This is a genomic window from Kluyvera sp. NPDC087067 (assembly GCF_044745165.1).
GTDB lineage: Bacteria > Pseudomonadota > Gammaproteobacteria > Enterobacterales > Enterobacteriaceae > Kluyvera.
Genome location: NZ_JBIUZS010000004.1, coordinates 115,734 through 134,276 on the forward strand (window position 1 = coordinate 115,734; position 18,543 = coordinate 134,276).

The window sequence follows — 18,543 nt, forward strand, 5'->3', positions numbered from 1 at the left end:
TATATCGGTCTATTTAGTTTAGGGGCTGACTCCCTGCCCATCTGTCATACAAGGATAAAGTGCGATGAAAAACTTCATTGCTGAACTGCTGGTGAGACTGGCAGAGAAGGAAGATGAAGCCAATGCATTACGCATTCAGGTTGATGCGCTGGAAGTGGTGGTAACGACGCTTTTACAGCATATGAAGCAGGAATCCCCACAATCATTAGAGGGCGATATCACGGCGACGTTGAATAAGCTTGAGCCTGCGGAACATGATGTCGATCATAATAATGAATTATTATATCACCATGTTAAACGGTTATTTCTCACCTACGAAAATCAGTAGGTAAAACACTTTCAGGCGCTGTCATTAAACTGTCACGCTCTTTTCTTACAGTCTCCTTGTTTCGTTATTGACGTATTTATACATGGAGAAGATCAAGTGAAATACAGCGCAATTTTTGCCGCATTATTACCTCTGTTAAGCCTGCCCGTTGTTCATGCCAACGCTGATACCGCGGTTCTTGATAACCGCGCAGCGCAAGGTGATATCACCCAGCCTGGCGGCGCTCGTCGTTTATCTGCCGATCAGACTGAAGCTATTCGCGCATCACTCAATAATCAAAAAGCAAAGAACGTGATTTTGCTGATTGGTGACGGAATGGGGGATTCGGAAATTACCGCTGCGCGAAATTATGCCGAGGGCGCTGGCGGCTTTTTTAAAGGGATTGACGCTCTGCCATTGACCGGTCAGTACACGCACTACTCGCTGGATAAAAAAACCGGTAAACCGGACTACGTGACTGACTCGGCTGCATCGGCAACGGCCTGGAGCACCGGGGTGAAAACTTATAACGGCGCGCTGGGCGTGGATATCCACGAAAAAGACCACCAGACCATTCTGGAGCTGGCAAAAGCGGCTGGTCTTGCGACCGGCAACGTCTCGACCGCGGAGCTTCAGGATGCCACACCGGCGGCGCTGATTTCCCACGTCACCTCGCGCAAATGCTATGGTCCAAGCGTGACCTCAGAAAAATGCCCAACGAATGCGTTGGAAAAAGGGGGCAAAGGCTCGATTACCGAACAGCTGCTCAACGCCCGTGCTGATGTGACGCTAGGCGGCGGGGCGAAAACCTTTGCCGAAACGGCAACGGCCGGGGAATGGCAGGGCAAAACCCTGCGCGAGCAGGCCCAGGCGCGCGGCTATCAACTGGTGAACGATGCCACTACGCTTGCCGCTATCACCCAGGCAAATCAGGATAAACCGCTGCTGGGACTGTTCTCCGACGGCAATATGCCCGTGCGCTGGGAAGGGCCAAAAGCCTCCTACCATGGCAACATCGATAAAGCCGCGGTCACCTGTACACCAAACCCGAAACGCAATGAGAGCGTGCCGACGCTGGCGCAGATGACCGACAAAGCCATCGCGTTACTCAGTACGCATGAGAAGGGTTTCTTCCTGCAAGTGGAAGGGGCTTCTATCGACAAGCAGGATCACGCCGCTAATCCGTGTGGGCAGATTGGTGAAACGGTCGACCTTGATGAAGCCGTACAAAAAGCGCTGGAATTTGCCAAAAAAGATGGCAATACCCTGGTTATCGTCACCGCCGACCACGCACACTCCAGCCAGATTATCCCGCCTGACACCAAAGCGCCGGGGCTGACTCAGGCGCTGAACACCAAAGACGGCGCGGTGATGGTGATGAGCTACGGCAATTCGGAAGAGGAGTCGATGGAACATACCGGGACGCAGCTGCGCATTGCGGCCTATGGCCCGCACGCGGCGAATGTGGTTGGGCTGACGGATCAGACCGATCTTTACTACACCATGAAAGCGGCATTGGGGCTGTAATGATTCAACCCGGCAGCGAAATCGCGGGGCCGGGTTGTTTTAATGGCTTTCTGAGACCAGACTTACGGTGATCTCTCACAAAAGGATGGTGTAATGAAAACAACATTAATGGTGACTTTGCTGTGCGGAATGTTTGTTGCGGCTTCAGCGTCTGCGGCAACCACCGCCACGGCAACGGAGAAAAGCCTGACTCCGCAGCAACAGCGTATGAGCAGCTGTAACCAACAGGCGACCGCCAAAACCCTCAAAGGTGATGAGCGTAAAACCTATATGAGTACCTGCCTTAAAGGCGCAGGAGCGGCTGCCGACGGTAAAACGTTGACGCCACAGCAACAAAAGATGAAGGATTGTAATGCGCAGGCGGCTCAAAAGACCTTAAAAGGCGACGAGCGTAAAACCTTCATGAGTACCTGTCTGAAGAAAAAATAATCTCAATTCTATGGTAAGTCAGTGTGACCCGGCAGCGATTGCCGGGTCATAGCGTTTACGACTTGCTCATCTTCTCTGATTTTTCCATGCATTTCGTCATCGCTTCGATCACGGCAGAACGGAATCCTTTCTCTTCCAGAACGCGCACCGCTTCAATCGTTGTACCGCCTGGAGAACAGACCATGTCTTTAAGCTCACCGGGATGCTTGCCTGTTTCCAGCACCATCTTCGCGGAGCCCATTACCGCCTGAGCGGCAAACTTATATGCCTGCTTACGCGGCATACCGCCCAGCACGGCGGCGTCGGCCATCGCCTCGATAAACATAAACACGTAGGCCGGGGCGGAGCCACTGACGCCAACGACCGGATGAATCATCGGTTCGGCAATCTCTTCCGCTTCGCCAAAGCAGCGGAAAATATTCAGTACGTCGGCAATATCTTCCGGCGTGACCAGCGCATTCGGGGTCACGGAGGTCATCCCTGCGTTCACCAGTGAAGGGGTATTCGGCATAGCACGAATGATCTTACGATCATGACCCAGCGCCCGCGCCAGCTGTTCTAAGGTCACGCCTGCGGCAATCGACACCACCAGAGAATCTTTATTCAGGCTGGAGGCGATTTCGCTAAGTACCTTCACCATAATGCCGGGTTTAACGGCCCCAAAGACGATATCTGCTACCTGTGCCACTTCCTGAGCGCTTTGCGAGGCGTTAATGCCATACTCATCGCGCAGCGCGGCTACTTTATCCGGCGATGGCGTATAGACCCAAATCTGCCCAGGAAGTACCTGACCACTGGCAATCAGGCCGCCAAGAATGGCTTTGCCCATATTTCCGCAGCCAATGAAGCCAATTTTCTTCTCCATCACGTTTCTCCCTCAGTCTGTTTTTATACGTAGTTTACTGTTATACACGCAAATTCATCCAATTTGCAGCGCGGGAACCATTGCGGGGAGACTCGGGCGCGCACTTTATTACGCCATTGCGGCGGCTTACCGTATAATCTCGCTTAACGTTCCCGTGTAAAAGGAAGTCTTGATGACGATTTGGGTGGATGCGGATGCGTGTCCGAATGTGATTAAAGAGGTGCTTTACCGCGCCGCAGACCGTACGCAAACTGAGTTGGTGCTGGTGGCTAACCAGTATCTGCGCGTGCCGCCATCGCGCTATATTCGATCCATGGTCGTGCCGCAGGGCTTCGACGTGGCGGATAATGAAATTGTCCGTCTGTGCCAGCCGGGTGATTTGGTGGTGACTGCCGATATTCCGCTGGCCGCGGAGGTGCTGGAAAAGGGCGGTGCGGCTCTGAACCCGCGTGGCGAACGCTACAGCCATGCGACAATCCGCGAGCGTTTAACCTTGCGCGATTTTATGGACACCATGCGCGCAAGCGGCATTCAAACCGGTGGCCCCAGTGCACTTTCTCAGCGTGACCGCCAGCAGTTTGCCGCCGAACTCGATAAATGGTTGCTGGCCGTGAAGCGCGGTTGACAGGATTTCTGATACCAGAATGTGCTACCTTTGCCGCATTAACTGGCTTGTCAAAGCAAGATAATTTCATGTACTGTTAGCGCTACGCCATGTGGCATCTTTTTTTTACGCTTATGTTGAGCTCTTTATCCGCCTGAATGGGCGATAAATAACGTAACGCGTTCTTCTTGTAATCTTAGGTTTACACTTACTTGTGTACTAGTTTGGTGATATGATCCACGCTTCAAATGCTCGTCCCGCACATTCGCATCATCAGGGGGAATTCCAGGTAATGACACAGCCTATTTTTCTTATCGGAGCCAGAGGCTGCGGAAAAACAACAATAGGCCAAGCGCTGACCCATGCCTGCCATTTCCGCTTTGTGGATACCGACCTCGCTCTGCAGCAGCAATCCGGTATGAGCGTCGCGGAAATTGTGGCCGCAGAAGGCTGGCCGGGATTCCGTGCCCGTGAAACGCAAACCTTGAAATCCGTTACGCAGCCGGGAACGGTGGTCGCCACCGGTGGGGGAATTATACTTGCGGCGGAAAATCGTGCGTTTATGCGACAAAATGGCATTGTCGTTTATCTTGATGCCCCGGTAGCGATATTAGCCCGTCGACTGGAAGCCTTTCCAGAGGCTGAACAGCGGCCTACGCTTACCGGCAAGCCAATCAGCGAAGAAGTGGCTGAAGTTCTGGCCCAGCGTGACGCGCTGTACCGTGAAACCGCCCATTATATTGTTGACGCCTCGGCAACACCTGACCAGGTGGTCACGCTTATCCTTAACGCCCTTTCCCTGGTGACCGCAAGCTAACAAAGACCTGCTTTTTTCGTCTTCAATCTCGCTTATCCTTCCGCTTTGCCTGCCGAAATAGCCATAAATTATTCGTGGCTATTTCGGGCGTAAATCACATTTATTACTTATTATTAATGTTATAGAAAAGTTAAAATCAATCTATATCAGGAGAGTACTGGAAATTACTGGAATCTTTACATTCAGGCTAAAGAATGTACTGCTACGCTTTTGAGCGGTATTTTTCATCCATCCAGGTGGCTATGTGTGAAGTGAACAATGCAAGGTAGAAGGTAGATAACATGAGTGCAACGATGGCGATTCTAACGATTGGGGTTGTACCCGTCAGTGAAGTATTGCCGCTTTTAACCGAGCACATCAGGGAAGATCAAATTACCCATATGACCTTGTTGGGGAAAATGAGTCGTGCGGAAGTGATGGAGGAGTATGCGCCAGATCCCGGTGAAGAGCGCTTGTTAGTCCTGTTAAACGATAACCAGTTTGTTGAAGTTTCTCGTCTGAAGGTCGAGAAAAGCCTACAGGCGGTGATCGAAATTCTCGATAATCAGTCCTATGACGTCATTCTTTTACTCAATACTTTCAAACTGCGCGGCATGGTGGCGCGTAATGCCATGCTTTTAGAGCCTCAGCGAATTATTCCGCCGCTGGTGGCCTCAATCGTTGAAGGGCACCAGGTGGGAGTGCTGGTTCCGGTTGAAGCGATTTTAAGTGCGCAGCAGGAAAAATGGCAGATGCTGCCAAGCTCACCCTACTACGCGTTAGCAAACCCTATCCGTGACAGCGATGAACATCTGATTTCCGCGGGCAATTCATTAGTGGAGCGAGGGGCAGACGTACTGGTGCTGGACTCGCTTGGCTATGACCAGCGCCACCGGGATCTGCTACAAAAGGCGCTGGATGTTCCGGTTCTCTTATCGAATGTGCTAGTCGCCAGACTGGCCGCAGAATTATTATGTTAACCGTATGATTTTGCGTGACAGGCTTCTGTTCGCAACCCTATATTGGTTTTTTACGACAAGACAATAAGGGCCGGTTTATGCTTCAGAGCAACGATTATTTTGAAGGAAAAGTGAAATCCATCGGTTTCACCAGCAGCAGCACGGGTCGTGCTAGCGTCGGTGTGATGTTAGAAGGCGAATACACTTTCAGTACCGCACAGCCAGAAGAAATGACCGTCATTAGCGGTGCGCTGAATGTGCTGTTGCCGGGGGAAATTGAATGGAAAGTTTATAACGCCGGAGATGTGTTCAACGTGCCGGGCCACAGCGAGTTTAATCTTGAGGTCGCCGAGCCAACGTCTTATCTGTGCCGCTATCTGTAATGGATTCCCTTCCTGTTGCGACAGGAAGGGAAATGCAGGTTTAGCGCTGGGCTTCGCCGCCCAATCCTTCGACCAGACTTTTAATCAATGCCGCCAGCTCGCCGGTCATTAAAATAAAGTCCGCGTCAAAACGCTGGGCATAATCATCACGGTCAATATCTTCATTCTGGTCGCGCAGCTCGTCGCAGAATTTCAGGCGCTTGATCGAACCGTCATCACACATCACAAACTGAATACGCTGCTGCCAGTCAAGCGCAAGCTTAGTCACCAGCTTGCCCGCTTCAATGTGCACCGCAATCTCATCGCACACCAGATCCTGTTTCTTCGCGCGGATCACGCCACCATCCTCAAGAATGGCTTTGAGTTCGGCTTCGTCAAGCAGCTGGAAACTTTGCGCCGCCGTACCGGAGCGAACCCATTCGGTCAGCGTCAGCTCAATCGGATTTTCCATCGTCAGCGGTACGACCGGCAACGAACCGAGGCTTTTACGCAGCAGCGCGAGCGTATCTTCCGCTTTTTTGGCGCTGGCACAGTCGACCATAATCAGATCGTTAACGGTGTCGATCCACATCATGGTTTGGCTAAAGCGGCTGAACGCGCGCGGCAGTAGGGAATGCAGCACTTCATCCTTCAGCGAGTCTTTTTCTGTTTTTTTCAGCTTACGTCCCTGATCGGCTTCCAGCTTCTGGATCTTTGCTTCCAGAGCTTGTTTAATCACCGGGGACGGAAGGATCTTCTCTTCTTTGCGGGCGCAGACGATTATCTGACCATTCACTTCATGCGTCAGTGCATCGCTGTGTGAACCCATCGGCGGTACCCAGCCGGTTTTTGCCATATCCTGGCTGCCGCATGGGGTAAAGGTCATCTCAGCGAGCTGTTTTTCCATCTCTGCTGCGCGCAGGGAAACGTCGCGGCTAAGACGGTAAACCATTAAATTTTTGAACCACAGCATGATAATTTCCACGGTGTTATCGTTAAATCAGCGGGCAATGATAACGAATTGTCTCTGACCTTGCATTGATTTAAACAGGAGCAATGAATGCGAATTGGAATCGATTTAGGTGGCACAAAAACAGAAGTGATTGCGCTCAGCAATGCCGGTGAGGAGCTTTTTCGCCACCGCCTGCCAACCCCGCGTGATTACCAGCAAACGATTGAAAATATTGCCCATCTTGTCTCTCTGGCTGAAAAAGCGACCGGGGAAACGGGCACGGTGGGGATAGGCATTCCGGGGTCGATTTCGCCCTATACCGGGGTGGTCAAGAATGCCAATTCGACCTGGCTTAACGGCCAACCGTTTGATAAAGATTTGAGCCGTCGCCTGGGGCGCGAAGTGCGTTTAGCCAACGATGCCAACTGCATGGCGGTTTCCGAGGCGGTGGACGGCGCGGCGGCGGGCGCACAAACCGTATTCGCGGTGATCATCGGCACCGGCTGTGGCGCAGGTGTCGCCATCAACGGTCGGGTGCATACCGGCGGGAACGGTACGGCAGGCGAGTGGGGCCATAATCCGCTGCCGTGGATGAACGACGACGAACTGCGTTATCGGGCAGAAGTGCCGTGTTACTGCGGAAAGCAGGGGTGTCTTGAAACCTTTATTTCCGGCACGGGCTTTGCCACCGATTATCGCCGTCTTAGCGGCAATACGTTGACTGGCGTTGAAATTATGCGGCGCATCGACGAAGGTGACGCGCAGGCGAAGCTGGCGTTTAGCCACTACGAACAGCGACTGGCTAAAGCGCTGGCGCATGTTATCAATATTCTTGACCCGGATGTGATTGTGCTGGCCGGCGGCATGAGTAACGTTGAGCGGTTGTATGAAACGGTGCCGCCATTGGTGAAACCGTGGGTATTCGGCGGCGAATGTGAGACGCCGATTCGCAAAGCGCGGCATGGTGATTCCAGCGGCGTGCGCGGGGCGGCGTGGTTGTGGCCTGCGTGATCCCGGGGTCGGTGTAACCATCTCGCCCGGGCTACCGACTGGTGTAGGCCGGATAAGGATAGCCGCCATCCGGCAATGTGCGCGGTTATGCCTGATGGCGCGTAGCTTATCAGGCCTACATGTTGTCAATGCCCACAGTATCTACATTTACGTATGCAATTGTAGCCCGGCCAAGCGCAGCGCCGCCGGGAAGACACCTAGTCGACGGCAAACACCTTATCCAACCGGCTATACCCAAGCCCATTGATTTTCTTCACTTTAATTTGCACCTGAATCCGTTCTTTCATCGCTTCAACGTGGCTAATGACGCCAATGATCTTGCCGCTGGCATTCAGCGCATCCAGCGCGTCGAGCGCCGTGTCCAGCGTCTCACTGTCGAGCGTGCCGAAACCTTCATCGAGGAAGAGTGAATCAATACGGGTTTTATGACTCACCAGATCCGACAGCGCCAGCGCAAGGGCCAGGCTGACCAGGAAGCTTTCGCCGCCCGATAGCGTGCGGGTATCGCGCACCGCATCCGCCTGCCACGTATCCACCACTTCCAGCTCCAGCGCATCGCTGGCTTTGCGCTGGAGCAGATAGCGACCGTGCAGGCGGCTAAGCTGCTCATTCGCCAGCCACACCAGATTATCCAGGGTTAAGCCTTGCGCGAACTTACGGAATTTATCCCCTTCTTTAGAGCCAATCAGCGCGTTGAGATGCGCCCAGTCTTCAAGCGTGGCCTGAGCATGCTCAATCTCCACTAGTAACGACTGCTGCTGCTGGCGATTATCGTTATCCTGCTTCAACTGCTGGCGCAATTCCCCCTGACGCTCGCTGTTTTCACGCAACTGGCGGGCTAATGTTTGCAGCTGTTGTTGTACCTCTTCAAGCGTGAGCTCAGCGGGCAAACCCTGCGGACGCTGGCTAAGATGGCGCTCGAGCGCTTCTCGCACCTGGGCGGTAAGCGCCTGACGTTGCTGATGCTGAGTCTCGAGCGATTGCTTAAGCTGTTCCAGCCGTTGACGCTCATTACCATCGAGCAGGGCGGCAAGAAACGCCTCCCGGCTGCTAAAGTGAGAATCGGCGAGCGCCTGATCGAAGGCCTGCTCGGCCTGCTGTAGGCGCGCATTTTCCTGCGTTTTCTGCTGTTGCAGCGTCTGCCGCTGGCTTTCCAGCGCGATGCAGTCGTTGTGGACTTGCTGCCAGCCGTCAAGATTTGCCTGGCTACCGTCATCGGGTATCTGCGCCGCAGGCAGTGTCTCAAGTAGCGGCTGAATCTGTGCCAATTGTTGCTGAATATCCAGGTTTTGCTTTTGCTGCTGCTGCAAGCGTTGGATCTCCGCTTCGCGGGCGGCAAGCCAGGCCGATTCTTCACCGCTGGCAGGCGGCGTCATGCCGAACGCCGACAGCGTTTGTGCCAATGCTTCGCTACGCTGCGTCAATTCATCGTTTAACTGTTTCTTCTGTGCCTGAAGCTCGCGGATCTGCCCCTCAATCGCTAGCCGCTGGCTGTGCTGATAGCGTTGCTGTTCGGCCTCTTCCTGCGCGCTTAACCAGCCGCTGATATCGTCCGAAGGCGTCAGCGTTATCGCCAGAAGGCGCGTGGTTTCAAGCCATTGTGATGTAAGTACTTGCTCCTGCTGAGAAAGTGATGCTTGCTCATCATTGTCTTTGAACTGTTGTTTTTGCAGCGCTTCAAGCTGCGCGCGCAGCGTTGCACCGTCCTCCGCCAGACGAGTGACCTCTTTTTCCAGCACCTCGCGGCGAGCTTTATTGGCGTCGGGGGCCAGCGCCTGATACTCCGCCAGCGCCGGATGCTGGGTAGAGCCGCAAAGCGGACAAGGCGCACCCGGCTGTAAACGCGCACGTTCGGCTTCCAGACGGACAATGGTCGCTTCCAGCTCACAAATCGCCTTTACGTCGCTCAACTGCTGCTTTTTATCTTTATATATCTGACGCAGCTGAGTGAGTTCCTGATTCAGTTTGTCCAGTTGCTGCTGACGCACAAGCCCGGCCTCGACAAGCTGCTGGCGGCGAGCTTGTAAGGGCATAAACTGCGGATACAGACGGCTAAGCTGCTGACGCAATGGACGCGTGGCGGCATGTTGGGCAACCTGCTCGGCCAGCTCATCCTGGGTCAACGTTAAGGTAGACGCGGGCAATTGCGCTAACTGTTTTTCCCGTTCGCGCAGCCGCAGCTCATGGTTTTGTAGCTGCGTGCGCTCGCGAGCCTGCTGGGCGAAAGCGCTGCGCCAACCGGTCAGCTCGCCTTGCCAGCGCTGGATACTTTCATGCTCGTGTAACCATTGCAGAAGTGCATTATGCGTTTGCTTTAACGTTGTGCTCTGACGCTCGGCGGTATAACGGATCCGGTCGCGGAGTCGGCTGGCATCATGTAAGCGAGTATTCACTTGCTCGATGAGCTGGTCGGTTTTGGCGACGGTGGCAGCCTGCTCTTGCATGTTTGTCCAGCGTGGACGCAGCGCCTCGGCGGGTTGAGCGCGCTGTAGGGCGGTGAGCTGAGGCTGCGCTGCAATAAGTGACTGTTCTGTTTCTGCCAGCGCCTGCTGATTTTTTTTGGCATCCACAGTCAACTCAGCCTGGCGCGCCAGCCAATGCTGATATTGTGTGGCGATAGTCTGCTGATGTTGCTGCTGTTTTTCTTCGCTAGTAAGTGCCTGCAAACTTTGATGCAGCGTTTGCTGCTGCTCTTCGCTTAATAGCACCATACCGCTGGCCTGAGCCTGGAGTTTGTCTAATTCCCCGCGCGCTTGCTTATGCTTTTCAAACACCCGGGCTGAGATCTGACCATAAATTTCGGTGCCGGTGAGCTCTTCGAGCAGTTCGGCGCGCTCTTTCGGTTTGGCATTCAGGAAAGCGGCGAACTGACCCTGCGAAAGCAGCATGGAGCGGGTGAAGCGACCGTAGTCCAGGCCGCTCAGGGAGGCCGTCATCTCCAGCTTATCTTTTACTTTATCGGCCAGAATCTGCCCATCCGCACAACGCGCTAGCTCTACGCGCGGCGCCTGGAGATTCCCGTCCGGCTGATTACGGGCGCGGTTCTGGCTCCAGAAGGCGCGGTAGGCCACGCCCTGAACTTCAAATTCAACTTCTGCCAGGCATTCAGCGGTATCGCGGGTCATCAGATCGTTTTGCGACTGTGACACCGTATTAAGCCGCGGCGTCTCGTGATACAACGCCAGACAGATAGCGTCGAGTAAGGTGGTTTTCCCCGCGCCCGTGGGGCCGGTGATGGCAAACAGGCCGTTACTGACGAACGGTTCCTGAGTGAAATCGATTTTCCACTCGCCTTTAAGCGAGTTGAGGTTTTTCAGGCGCAGACTGAGAATTTTCATGGCTGTTCCTCCTCGCCAGAATCATTTAGCGTTTGGACAAACAGCATGTGCAGCCGCTGTTGTTGCTCTTCCTCAAGGGTTTCCAGCGCCAGTCGGCGGTGGAAAACTTCTTCGACGCTCAGCTCGCTCAGGGTTTCGCGCTCCTGACTTGCCAGAATACGCTGCCGCTGTTCACGGCTGCGGCGCACCAGCAGCACCTCCACCGGCAGGTCATCGGTGAGCGTCTGGATTTTGCGCTGAATGTCGTGAAGATATTCATCGCTGGCGATCTCGATATCAATCCAGGTGGCCGGTTCGGCTTGTGCGTTACGCCATTCGGCTAACTGCGCGCTAATGCTGTCAAAATCACCTTTGATCACCGCCAACGGCTGCGTCACCGGGACGGTAAGCGGCGTGACCTCAGCCAGTTTTCCGCCTTCGAAAGTGACCAGATTGACGCTTTTGCTTTTGCCGGTTTCATCAAAACTCAGACACAGAGGCGACCCGCTGTAACGAATGTGCTCGCTGCCGCCAATTTTCTGTGACCGATGGATATGACCCAGCGCGATGTAGTCCGCCGGCGGGAAGTTTTGTGCCGGAAACGCATCCAGTGTGCCAATATAAATGTCGCGTACCGCATCGCTTTTGCTGGCGCCGACGGTGGTCAGGTGACCGCTGGCGATAATCGGCAGCGGACGATCCTCGCGCAGTTCGCAGGCCTGCTGATATTGCTGCTGATAATACTCGGTAATGCTTTCCAGCACCTGGCGCTGTTTTTCCTGAGCGGAGAGTCCCGCCTGGCTGGTAATAATGTCGCGCGGTCGCAAGAACGGCACCGGGCAAAATACGGCGCCGGGCGTGCCGTCGCGCAGATTTAAAATAAAGGGCGCATGACCGGCGCTGGCAATGACCGTGGTATTAAGGAACGACAGGATATCCCGGGATTCATTCAGCGTGGCGACGGAATCATGGTTGCCCGCGAGCACCACCAGATGGCAGCCCGTTTGCTGGAGATCGACCACAAATCGGTTGTACAGCTCACGCGCGTAGCTCGGTGGCGAGCCGGTGTCGAAGATATCACCGGCGACAATAATGGCGTCAACTTGCTCAGATTTTGCGGTGTCGAGCAGCCATTGCAGGAACGCGTGATGCTCAGCGGCGCGGCTTTTGCTGTAAAAGTTCTGGCCAAGGTGCCAGTCCGATGTGTGGATAATGCGCATAGCGGTTCCGGGAAAAGTGACGTAAAGTTGATTATAAACATTCACCTACAGAGATTTCGATGAATGTTTATACCGTGTGTCATAAACGGTGAAGGGCTATCATCTCACGGTCATGTTTATCATAAAACTGTCATAAATCTGACGCATAATGACGGCGTATATAATACTGATGTCTAAAAACAGGGCAAATAATGGCAAGACGTATTCTGGTCGTTGAAGATGAAGCACCTATCCGTGAAATGGTGTGTTTCGTTCTGGAGCAAAACGGTTTTCAGCCGGTGGAAGCGGAAGATTACGACAGCGCTGTCAACAAACTCAATGAACCCTGGCCCGACTTAATTCTGCTCGACTGGATGTTACCGGGCGGTTCTGGGCTGCAATTTATCAAGCATATCAAACGTGAAGCGCTAACCCGAGATATTCCCGTGGTGATGTTGACGGCACGTGGTGAAGAAGAAGATCGCGTACGTGGGCTGGAGACGGGGGCCGATGATTACATCACTAAGCCGTTCTCACCGAAAGAGCTGGTGGCGCGCATAAAAGCCGTCATGCGGCGGATTTCCCCGATGGCGGTGGAAGAGGTGATTGAGATGCAGGGGCTGAGCCTTGACCCGACTTCTCATCGCGTCATGACCGGCGAAAACCCGCTGGACATGGGGCCTACGGAATTTAAACTGCTGCATTTCTTTATGACGCACCCGGAACGTGTCTACAGCCGCGAACAGCTGCTAAACCACGTCTGGGGAACTAACGTTTATGTTGAAGACAGAACCGTTGATGTGCATATTCGTCGCCTGCGCAAGGCGCTTGAACACAGTGGTCATGACCGCATGGTGCAAACTGTTCGCGGCACGGGTTATCGTTTTTCCACCCGTTTCTAATTGTTGACAGGAGTGTGACCCGTGCTGGAACGGCTGTCATGGAAAAGGCTGGTTCTGGAGCTGCTGCTGTGCTGCTTCCCGGCCGTGGTACTAGGACTGGTATTCGGTTATCTGCCGTGGTTTTTACTGGCGGCGGTGACCGGGCTGCTCATCTGGCATTTCTGGAATTTACTGCGCCTTTCCTGGTGGCTGTGGGTTGATAGAAGCATGACCCCGCCGCCGGGGCGCGGTAGCTGGGAACCGCTGCTGTACGGACTTAACCAGATGCAGCTGCGTAATAAGAAACGTCGCCGTGAGCTGGGTAATCTTATCAAGCGTTTTCGCAGCGGCGCAGAATCCTTACCGGATGCGGTGGTGCTGACCACTGAGGAAGGGGCGATTTTCTGGTGTAATGGCCTGGCCCAGCAGTTGTTGGGGCTTCGCTGGCCCGATGATAGCGGGCAAAATATTCTTAACCTGCTGCGTTACCCTGAATTTACGCAACATCTTAAAAAGCGTGAATTCCATAAGCCGCTGCACCTGGTGCTGAATAGCGGACGCCATCTGGAAATTCGCATTATGCCTTATACCGACCGCCAGCTGCTGATGGTCGCCCGGGACGTGACCCAGATGCACCAGCTTGAGGGCGCACGGCGTAACTTCTTTGCTAACGTCAGCCACGAGCTGCGTACGCCGCTGACGGTGCTGCAAGGCTATCTTGAGATGATGCAGGAGCAGCCGCTGGAAGGCTCGGTACGTGAGAAAGCGTTGCACACCATGCGTGAGCAAACTCAGCGGATGGAAGGGCTGGTCAGGCAGTTGCTAACGTTGTCGAAAATTGAGGCATCACCCGTGCTGGCGCTCAATGAGAAAATTGATGTGCCGATGATGCTGCGGGTAGTTGAACGCGAAGCGCAGACCTTAAGCCATCGTCAGCATCAGTTCCATTTCGATATTGATGAGTCGCTAAAGGTGCTGGGCAATGAGGAGCAATTGCGCAGCGCCATGTCGAATCTGGTGTATAACGCCGTTAATCATACGCCAGAAGGTACGGTTATCACCGTACGCTGGCAGCATGCGCCGCACGGCGCGCTGTTTAGCGTGTCTGATAATGGGCCGGGAATTTCGCCTGAGCATCTGCCGAGGTTGACCGAGCGTTTCTATCGCGTTGATAAGGCGCGTTCGCGACAAACCGGCGGCAGCGGATTAGGGCTTGCGATAGTGAAACATGCGGTTAACCATCATGATAGTCGGTTGGATATCACCAGTGAGCTGGGTAAAGGTTCCTGCTTTAGCTTCCTGCTCCCGGAACGTTTAATTGCCAAAAACGACGGCTGATTCGGTGCTTGTCAGCTTAACTTTCCACAGACCAGCCTCGGCTGGTCTGTTTGCTTTGCAGTCAATGAAATGTCGGTTGATTAACGAACGTCTGGTTGTTTTTTGTTCGCATGATTAGCCAGATGTTTTTCTTAAATCCAGTTGAAAAGTCTGCTTGTAAATTCACTATCAATATAATCATCTGGTTTTACGATCCCGTGTTGCTTTAAAACGTTATAAGCGTTTAAATTGCCCACCAGACAGTCACGAACAGACTGTTAATTCGCGGTAAATCAAAAAACTATTCTTCTTTACATCGCGAAGGGAGCATATCCCGCTAAGTTTGTCGTTGGTTTCCTCTGCATCATTCCACAGGCGCTGGCGCGATAAATTTTCGTTTTACAACACCACATCCACAGGCTGTAGTTACATATGACCCATCAATTGAAATCGCGTGACATCATCGCTCTGGGCTTTATGACCTTTGCGCTGTTTGTTGGCGCAGGCAACATCATTTTCCCTCCTATGGTTGGCTTGCAGGCAGGCCCCCACGTCTGGACCGCGGCGATTGGCTTTCTGATTACCGCCGTTGGCCTTCCGGTGCTCACCGTTATCGCGCTGGCGAAAGTGGGCGGCGGCGTCGACAGCCTCAGCACGCCAATTGGTAAAGTGGCAGGCGTTTTGCTGGCGACCGTGTGTTACCTCGCCGTGGGCCCGCTGTTTGCGACACCGCGTACCGCGACCGTCTCCTTTGAAATTGGTATTGCGCCGTTGACCGGTAGCGGCGAACTGCCGCTGTTTATCTATAGCGTTATCTATTTTGCACTGGTGATTCTGGTCTCGCTCTACCCTGGCAAACTGCTCGATACTGTCGGTAACTTCCTGGCACCGCTGAAAATTCTGGCACTGATTGTTCTGTCTGTTGCCGCCGTTGTGTGGCCAGCCGGCCCTATCAGCAACGCGATGGAAGCTTATGAAACCGCGGCGTTTTCAAACGGTTTTGTGAACGGCTATCTGACTATGGATACGCTGGGCGCGATGGTCTTCGGTATTGTTATCGTTAACGCTGCGCGTTCCCGTGGTGTGACCGAAGCACGTCTGCTGACCCGTTATACCATCTGGGCTGGCCTGATGGCGGGCGTTGGCCTGACGCTGCTGTATCTGGCGCTGTTCCGTCTGGGTTCTGATAGCGCGACGCTTGTTGACCAAAACGCCAACGGCGCGGCCATTCTGCATGCCTACGTTCAGCACACCTTCGGCGGTGCGGGTAGCTTCATGCTGGCAGCGCTTATCTTCATCGCCTGTCTGGTGACCGCGGTTGGCCTGACCTGTGCATGCGCCGAGTTCTTTGCTCAGTACCTGCCGTTCTCCTACCGTACGCTGGTATTTATCCTGGGTCTGTTCTCAATGGCGGTGTCGAATCTGGGGCTGAGCCACCTGATTCAAATCTCTATTCCGGTGCTGACGGCCATCTATCCGCCGTGTATCGCACTTGTAGTACTCAGTTTTACCCGCAATTGGTGGCATAATTCCGGCCGCGTGATTGCACCACCGATGTTTATCAGTCTGATTTTTGGTATCCTTGACGCAATCAAAGCCTCTGCTTTTGCCGACGTACTGCCGGGTTGGACTGCCCGTTTACCGATGGCGGAGCAAGGTCTGGCATGGTTGATGCCAACAATCGTGATGGCGGTTCTGGCTATAATCTGGGATCGCATGGCAGGACGCCAGGTAACATCAAGCGCGCACTAATCTGCACGGCGCTTTAACGGTGTTTAACCACGGGACGTGATGTTCCGTGGTTTTTTATTTTGGGTACTTTAACCTAAGTTGTTCACGCGGTCGTTGATGGCCGCGTGGGAATGATGGGTCTGAACATGGCACTGGAAACGATGGAAAACAACAAGCTGAAGCGCGGGCTAAGTGCCCGGCACATCCGCTTTATGGCCCTCGGGTCGGCAATTGGTACGGGGCTATTTTACGGTTCCGCCGACGCTATCAAAATGGCCGGGCCAAGCGTGCTGCTGGCCTATATTATTGGTGGCGTGGCCGCTTATATCATTATGCGTGCGCTGGGCGAAATGTCCGTGCATAACCCGTCTGCAAGCTCCTTCTCTCGCTACGCGCAGGAAAACCTCGGACCGCTGGCGGGCTATATCACCGGCTGGACTTACTGCTTTGAAATCCTGATCGTCGCCATTGCCGATGTCACCGCGTTCGGTATCTATATGGGCATCTGGTTCCCGACTGTGCCGCACTGGATATGGGTACTCAGCGTGGTGCTGATTATCTGCGCCGTCAACCTGATGAGCGTTAAGGTATTTGGCGAGCTGGAGTTCTGGTTCTCCTTCTTCAAAGTGGCCACCATTATCGTCATGATTCTGGCCGGTTTTGGCATCATCATCTGGGGTATCGGCAACGGCGGGCAGCCTACCGGGATCCATAACCTATGGAGCAACGGTGGCTTCTTCAGCAATGGCTGGATAGGCATGGTGATGTCGCTACAGATGGTGATGTTTGCCTACGGCGGCATTGAAATTATCGGTATTACCGCCGGTGAAGCGAAGAATCCTGAGCAGTCTATTCCGCGCGCCATTAACTCCGTACCGATGCGTATTCTGGTGTTCTATGTCGGTACGCTGTTCGTCATTATGTCTATCTACCCGTGGAATCAGGTGGGCACCAACGGCAGTCCGTTCGTGCTGACTTTCCAGCATCTGGGGATTACCTTTGCCGCCAGCATCCTGAACTTTGTGGTGCTGACCGCCTCGCTTTCGGCAATCAACGCTGACGTCTTTGGCGTTGGTCGTATGCTGCACGGCATGGCCGAGCAGGGAAGTGCGCCTAAATTCTTTGCCAAAACCTCGCGCCGCGGTATTCCGTGGGTGACGGTCACGGTCATGACGGTAGCCTTACTGTTTGCGGTGTACCTGAACTACATCATGCCGGAAAACGTCTTCCTGGTGATTGCCTCGCTGGCGACCTTTGCCACCGTATGGGTGTGGATCATGATCCTGCTCTCGCAGGTGGCATTCCGCCGTCGTTTATCCGCCGATGAAGTGAAAGCGCTGAAGTTCAAAGTGCCGGGCGGCGTGGCGACCACCATCGCCGGTCTGGTGTTCCTGGTCTTTATTATCGCGCTGATTGGTTACCATCCAGAAACCCGTATCTCCCTGTATGTGGGCTTTGCGTGGATCCTGCTGCTGCTGGTCGGTTGGATGTTTAAAAACCGCCGTCGCAGCTAATTTCTGCGCTGGCTAATGAAAAACCCGGTTTGCGGGTTTTCACATCTTAACCGCCCTCGGCCTTGATGGTCGGGGGCGTTTTGTTATGAACACCGCTTGCAGATTTCCCAGTAAGCCCTCTCCGGCGTTTTTTTCGCCTGTGTACTGGAATGTGCGTACAATGAACACATGCACGCAAGGAGGCTTAATATGGCTACTCAACGCATCACCCAAAACGTCAATGTGACGATCGATCGCGATTTACTGAGCCGAGCACGCGCTGTGGGCATGAACTTGTCCCAGACACTGAGTGCGGCTATCGATACTGAACTGCGCAAGCTTGAGGCGGCACGCTGGAAGGAAGAGAACGCGGAAGCTATAGCTAACCTGAATGCTTTTCTGGAAGAGCATGGCAGCTTTTCTGAACAATACCGGACGTTCTAATCATGCAGTTTACCGTTTACTACAACCCCAATAAGAGCGCCGTTTATCCCTATCTGCTGGATGTTTAGAGTGAAATCATTGACGATCTGGATAAGCGTATGATGATTCCATTAAGCCCCGTGGAGAAGTTCCCAGGCAAATTGCCGGAACGCATCATGCCAATCATCCGACTGATTGATGGCAATGATTACTTTGCTATCGTTATTGAAATGGTTGGTGTACCAAAGCGGGGGATTGCGGCGAGTTTTGCACGGCCATGACATACCGGAATGAGGTTAAAGCGGCTATTGATTTCATGCTGGATGGTATTTAACTGGGGGCATCTAAATCTCCGCAGCGCAAGCATTCT

The 18,543-nt window shown here is 53.7% G+C and carries 17 protein-coding genes and 1 pseudogene; 14 read left to right on the plus strand and 4 right to left on the minus strand.

Annotated features, from left to right (window positions below):
• Positions 1-64 precede the first annotated feature (64 nt).
• From ACIPDS_RS12125 to ACIPDS_RS12135, 3 genes are all read left to right on the plus strand, one after another.
• Entirely contained in the window at positions 65-328 is a 264-nt protein-coding gene (locus ACIPDS_RS12125) for a sigma-S stabilization anti-adapter protein IraP (RefSeq protein WP_400735904.1), read from the plus strand.
• A 96-nt stretch (positions 329-424) separates the two neighbouring features.
• A complete protein-coding gene (phoA, locus tag ACIPDS_RS12130; protein ID WP_400735907.1) occupies positions 425-1,834 on the plus strand; it encodes an alkaline phosphatase in 1,410 nt (469 codons plus the stop codon).
• Positions 1,835-1,927: 93 nt separating this feature from the next.
• Positions 1,928-2,263 carry a PsiF family protein gene (locus ACIPDS_RS12135; protein ID WP_400735910.1) on the plus strand — a complete coding sequence of 112 codons (336 nt, stop codon included), beginning with the start codon at positions 1,928-1,930 and terminating at the stop codon, positions 2,261-2,263.
• A 55-nt stretch (positions 2,264-2,318) separates the two neighbouring features.
• Here ACIPDS_RS12135 and proC read toward each other — a convergent pair whose 3' ends face one another.
• Positions 2,319-3,128, minus strand: coding sequence for a pyrroline-5-carboxylate reductase (gene proC / locus ACIPDS_RS12140; protein ID WP_166514622.1), 810 nt, complete (start codon positions 3,126-3,128; stop codon positions 2,319-2,321).
• 172 nt (positions 3,129-3,300) lie between these two features.
• Between proC and ACIPDS_RS12145 the strand changes: the two genes are divergently transcribed.
• The 4 genes from ACIPDS_RS12145 (at position 3,301) to ppnP (ending at position 5,870) form a co-directional block, all read left to right on the plus strand.
• The gene (locus ACIPDS_RS12145) at positions 3,301-3,753 is read left to right on the plus strand and encodes a YaiI/YqxD family protein (protein WP_166514623.1); all 453 of its coding nucleotides are present in this window, start codon (positions 3,301-3,303) and stop codon (positions 3,751-3,753) included.
• A gap of 271 nt (positions 3,754-4,024) precedes the next feature.
• The gene (gene aroL, locus ACIPDS_RS12150) at positions 4,025-4,549 is read left to right on the plus strand and encodes a shikimate kinase AroL (RefSeq protein ID WP_400735915.1); all 525 of its coding nucleotides are present in this window, start codon (positions 4,025-4,027) and stop codon (positions 4,547-4,549) included.
• A gap of 281 nt (positions 4,550-4,830) precedes the next feature.
• Positions 4,831-5,508 (plus strand): AroM family protein, encoded by a 678-nt coding sequence (locus ACIPDS_RS12155; protein ID WP_400735918.1) that lies wholly within the window; start codon positions 4,831-4,833, stop codon positions 5,506-5,508.
• A gap of 77 nt (positions 5,509-5,585) precedes the next feature.
• Positions 5,586-5,870, plus strand: a complete 285-nt coding sequence (gene ppnP, locus ACIPDS_RS12160) for a pyrimidine/purine nucleoside phosphorylase (RefSeq protein WP_400735921.1) — start codon at positions 5,586-5,588, stop codon at positions 5,868-5,870.
• A 40-nt stretch (positions 5,871-5,910) separates the two neighbouring features.
• Here ppnP and rdgC read toward each other — a convergent pair whose 3' ends face one another.
• Entirely contained in the window at positions 5,911-6,822 is a 912-nt protein-coding gene (rdgC, locus tag ACIPDS_RS12165; protein WP_400735924.1) for a recombination-associated protein RdgC, read from the minus strand.
• An 87-nt stretch (positions 6,823-6,909) separates the two neighbouring features.
• Here rdgC and mak point away from each other — a divergent pair, with 87 nt between their 5' ends.
• The gene (gene mak, locus ACIPDS_RS12170) at positions 6,910-7,812 is read left to right on the plus strand and encodes a fructokinase (RefSeq protein WP_400735927.1); all 903 of its coding nucleotides are present in this window, start codon (positions 6,910-6,912) and stop codon (positions 7,810-7,812) included.
• Between the two features lie 197 nt (positions 7,813-8,009).
• Here mak and sbcC read toward each other — a convergent pair whose 3' ends face one another.
• Entirely contained in the window at positions 8,010-11,150 is a 3,141-nt protein-coding gene (gene sbcC / locus ACIPDS_RS12175) for an exonuclease subunit SbcC (RefSeq protein ID WP_400735930.1), read from the minus strand.
• Positions 11,147-12,349, minus strand: coding sequence for an exonuclease subunit SbcD (gene sbcD / locus ACIPDS_RS12180; RefSeq protein ID WP_400735933.1), 1,203 nt, complete (start codon positions 12,347-12,349; stop codon positions 11,147-11,149). The genes sbcC and sbcD overlap by 4 nt, the downstream gene beginning before the upstream one ends.
• Before the next feature lie 191 nt (positions 12,350-12,540).
• Between sbcD and phoB the strand changes: the two genes are divergently transcribed.
• The 6 genes and pseudogenes from phoB (at position 12,541) to ACIPDS_RS12210 (ending at position 18,507) form a co-directional block, all read left to right on the plus strand.
• Positions 12,541-13,230: a phosphate response regulator transcription factor PhoB gene (gene phoB / locus ACIPDS_RS12185; protein WP_062773960.1), complete on the plus strand. Its 690-nt coding sequence runs from the start codon at positions 12,541-12,543 to the stop codon at positions 13,228-13,230.
• Positions 13,231-13,251: 21 nt separating this feature from the next.
• Positions 13,252-14,547 carry a phosphate regulon sensor histidine kinase PhoR gene (gene phoR, locus ACIPDS_RS12190; RefSeq protein WP_400735937.1) on the plus strand — a complete coding sequence of 432 codons (1,296 nt, stop codon included), beginning with the start codon at positions 13,252-13,254 and terminating at the stop codon, positions 14,545-14,547.
• Between the two features lie 411 nt (positions 14,548-14,958).
• Entirely contained in the window at positions 14,959-16,278 is a 1,320-nt protein-coding gene (gene brnQ, locus ACIPDS_RS12195) for a branched-chain amino acid transporter carrier protein BrnQ (protein ID WP_166514635.1), read from the plus strand.
• Between the two features lie 140 nt (positions 16,279-16,418).
• Positions 16,419-17,771: a proline-specific permease ProY gene (gene proY / locus ACIPDS_RS12200; RefSeq protein WP_166515068.1), complete on the plus strand. Its 1,353-nt coding sequence runs from the start codon at positions 16,419-16,421 to the stop codon at positions 17,769-17,771.
• Between the two features lie 189 nt (positions 17,772-17,960).
• A complete protein-coding gene (locus ACIPDS_RS12205; RefSeq protein WP_400735942.1) occupies positions 17,961-18,194 on the plus strand; it encodes a type II toxin-antitoxin system CcdA family antitoxin in 234 nt (77 codons plus the stop codon).
• A 2-nt stretch (positions 18,195-18,196) separates the two neighbouring features.
• Positions 18,197-18,507 (plus strand): annotated as a pseudogene (locus tag ACIPDS_RS12210) (CcdB family protein).
• Positions 18,508-18,543: the final 36 nt, after the last annotated feature.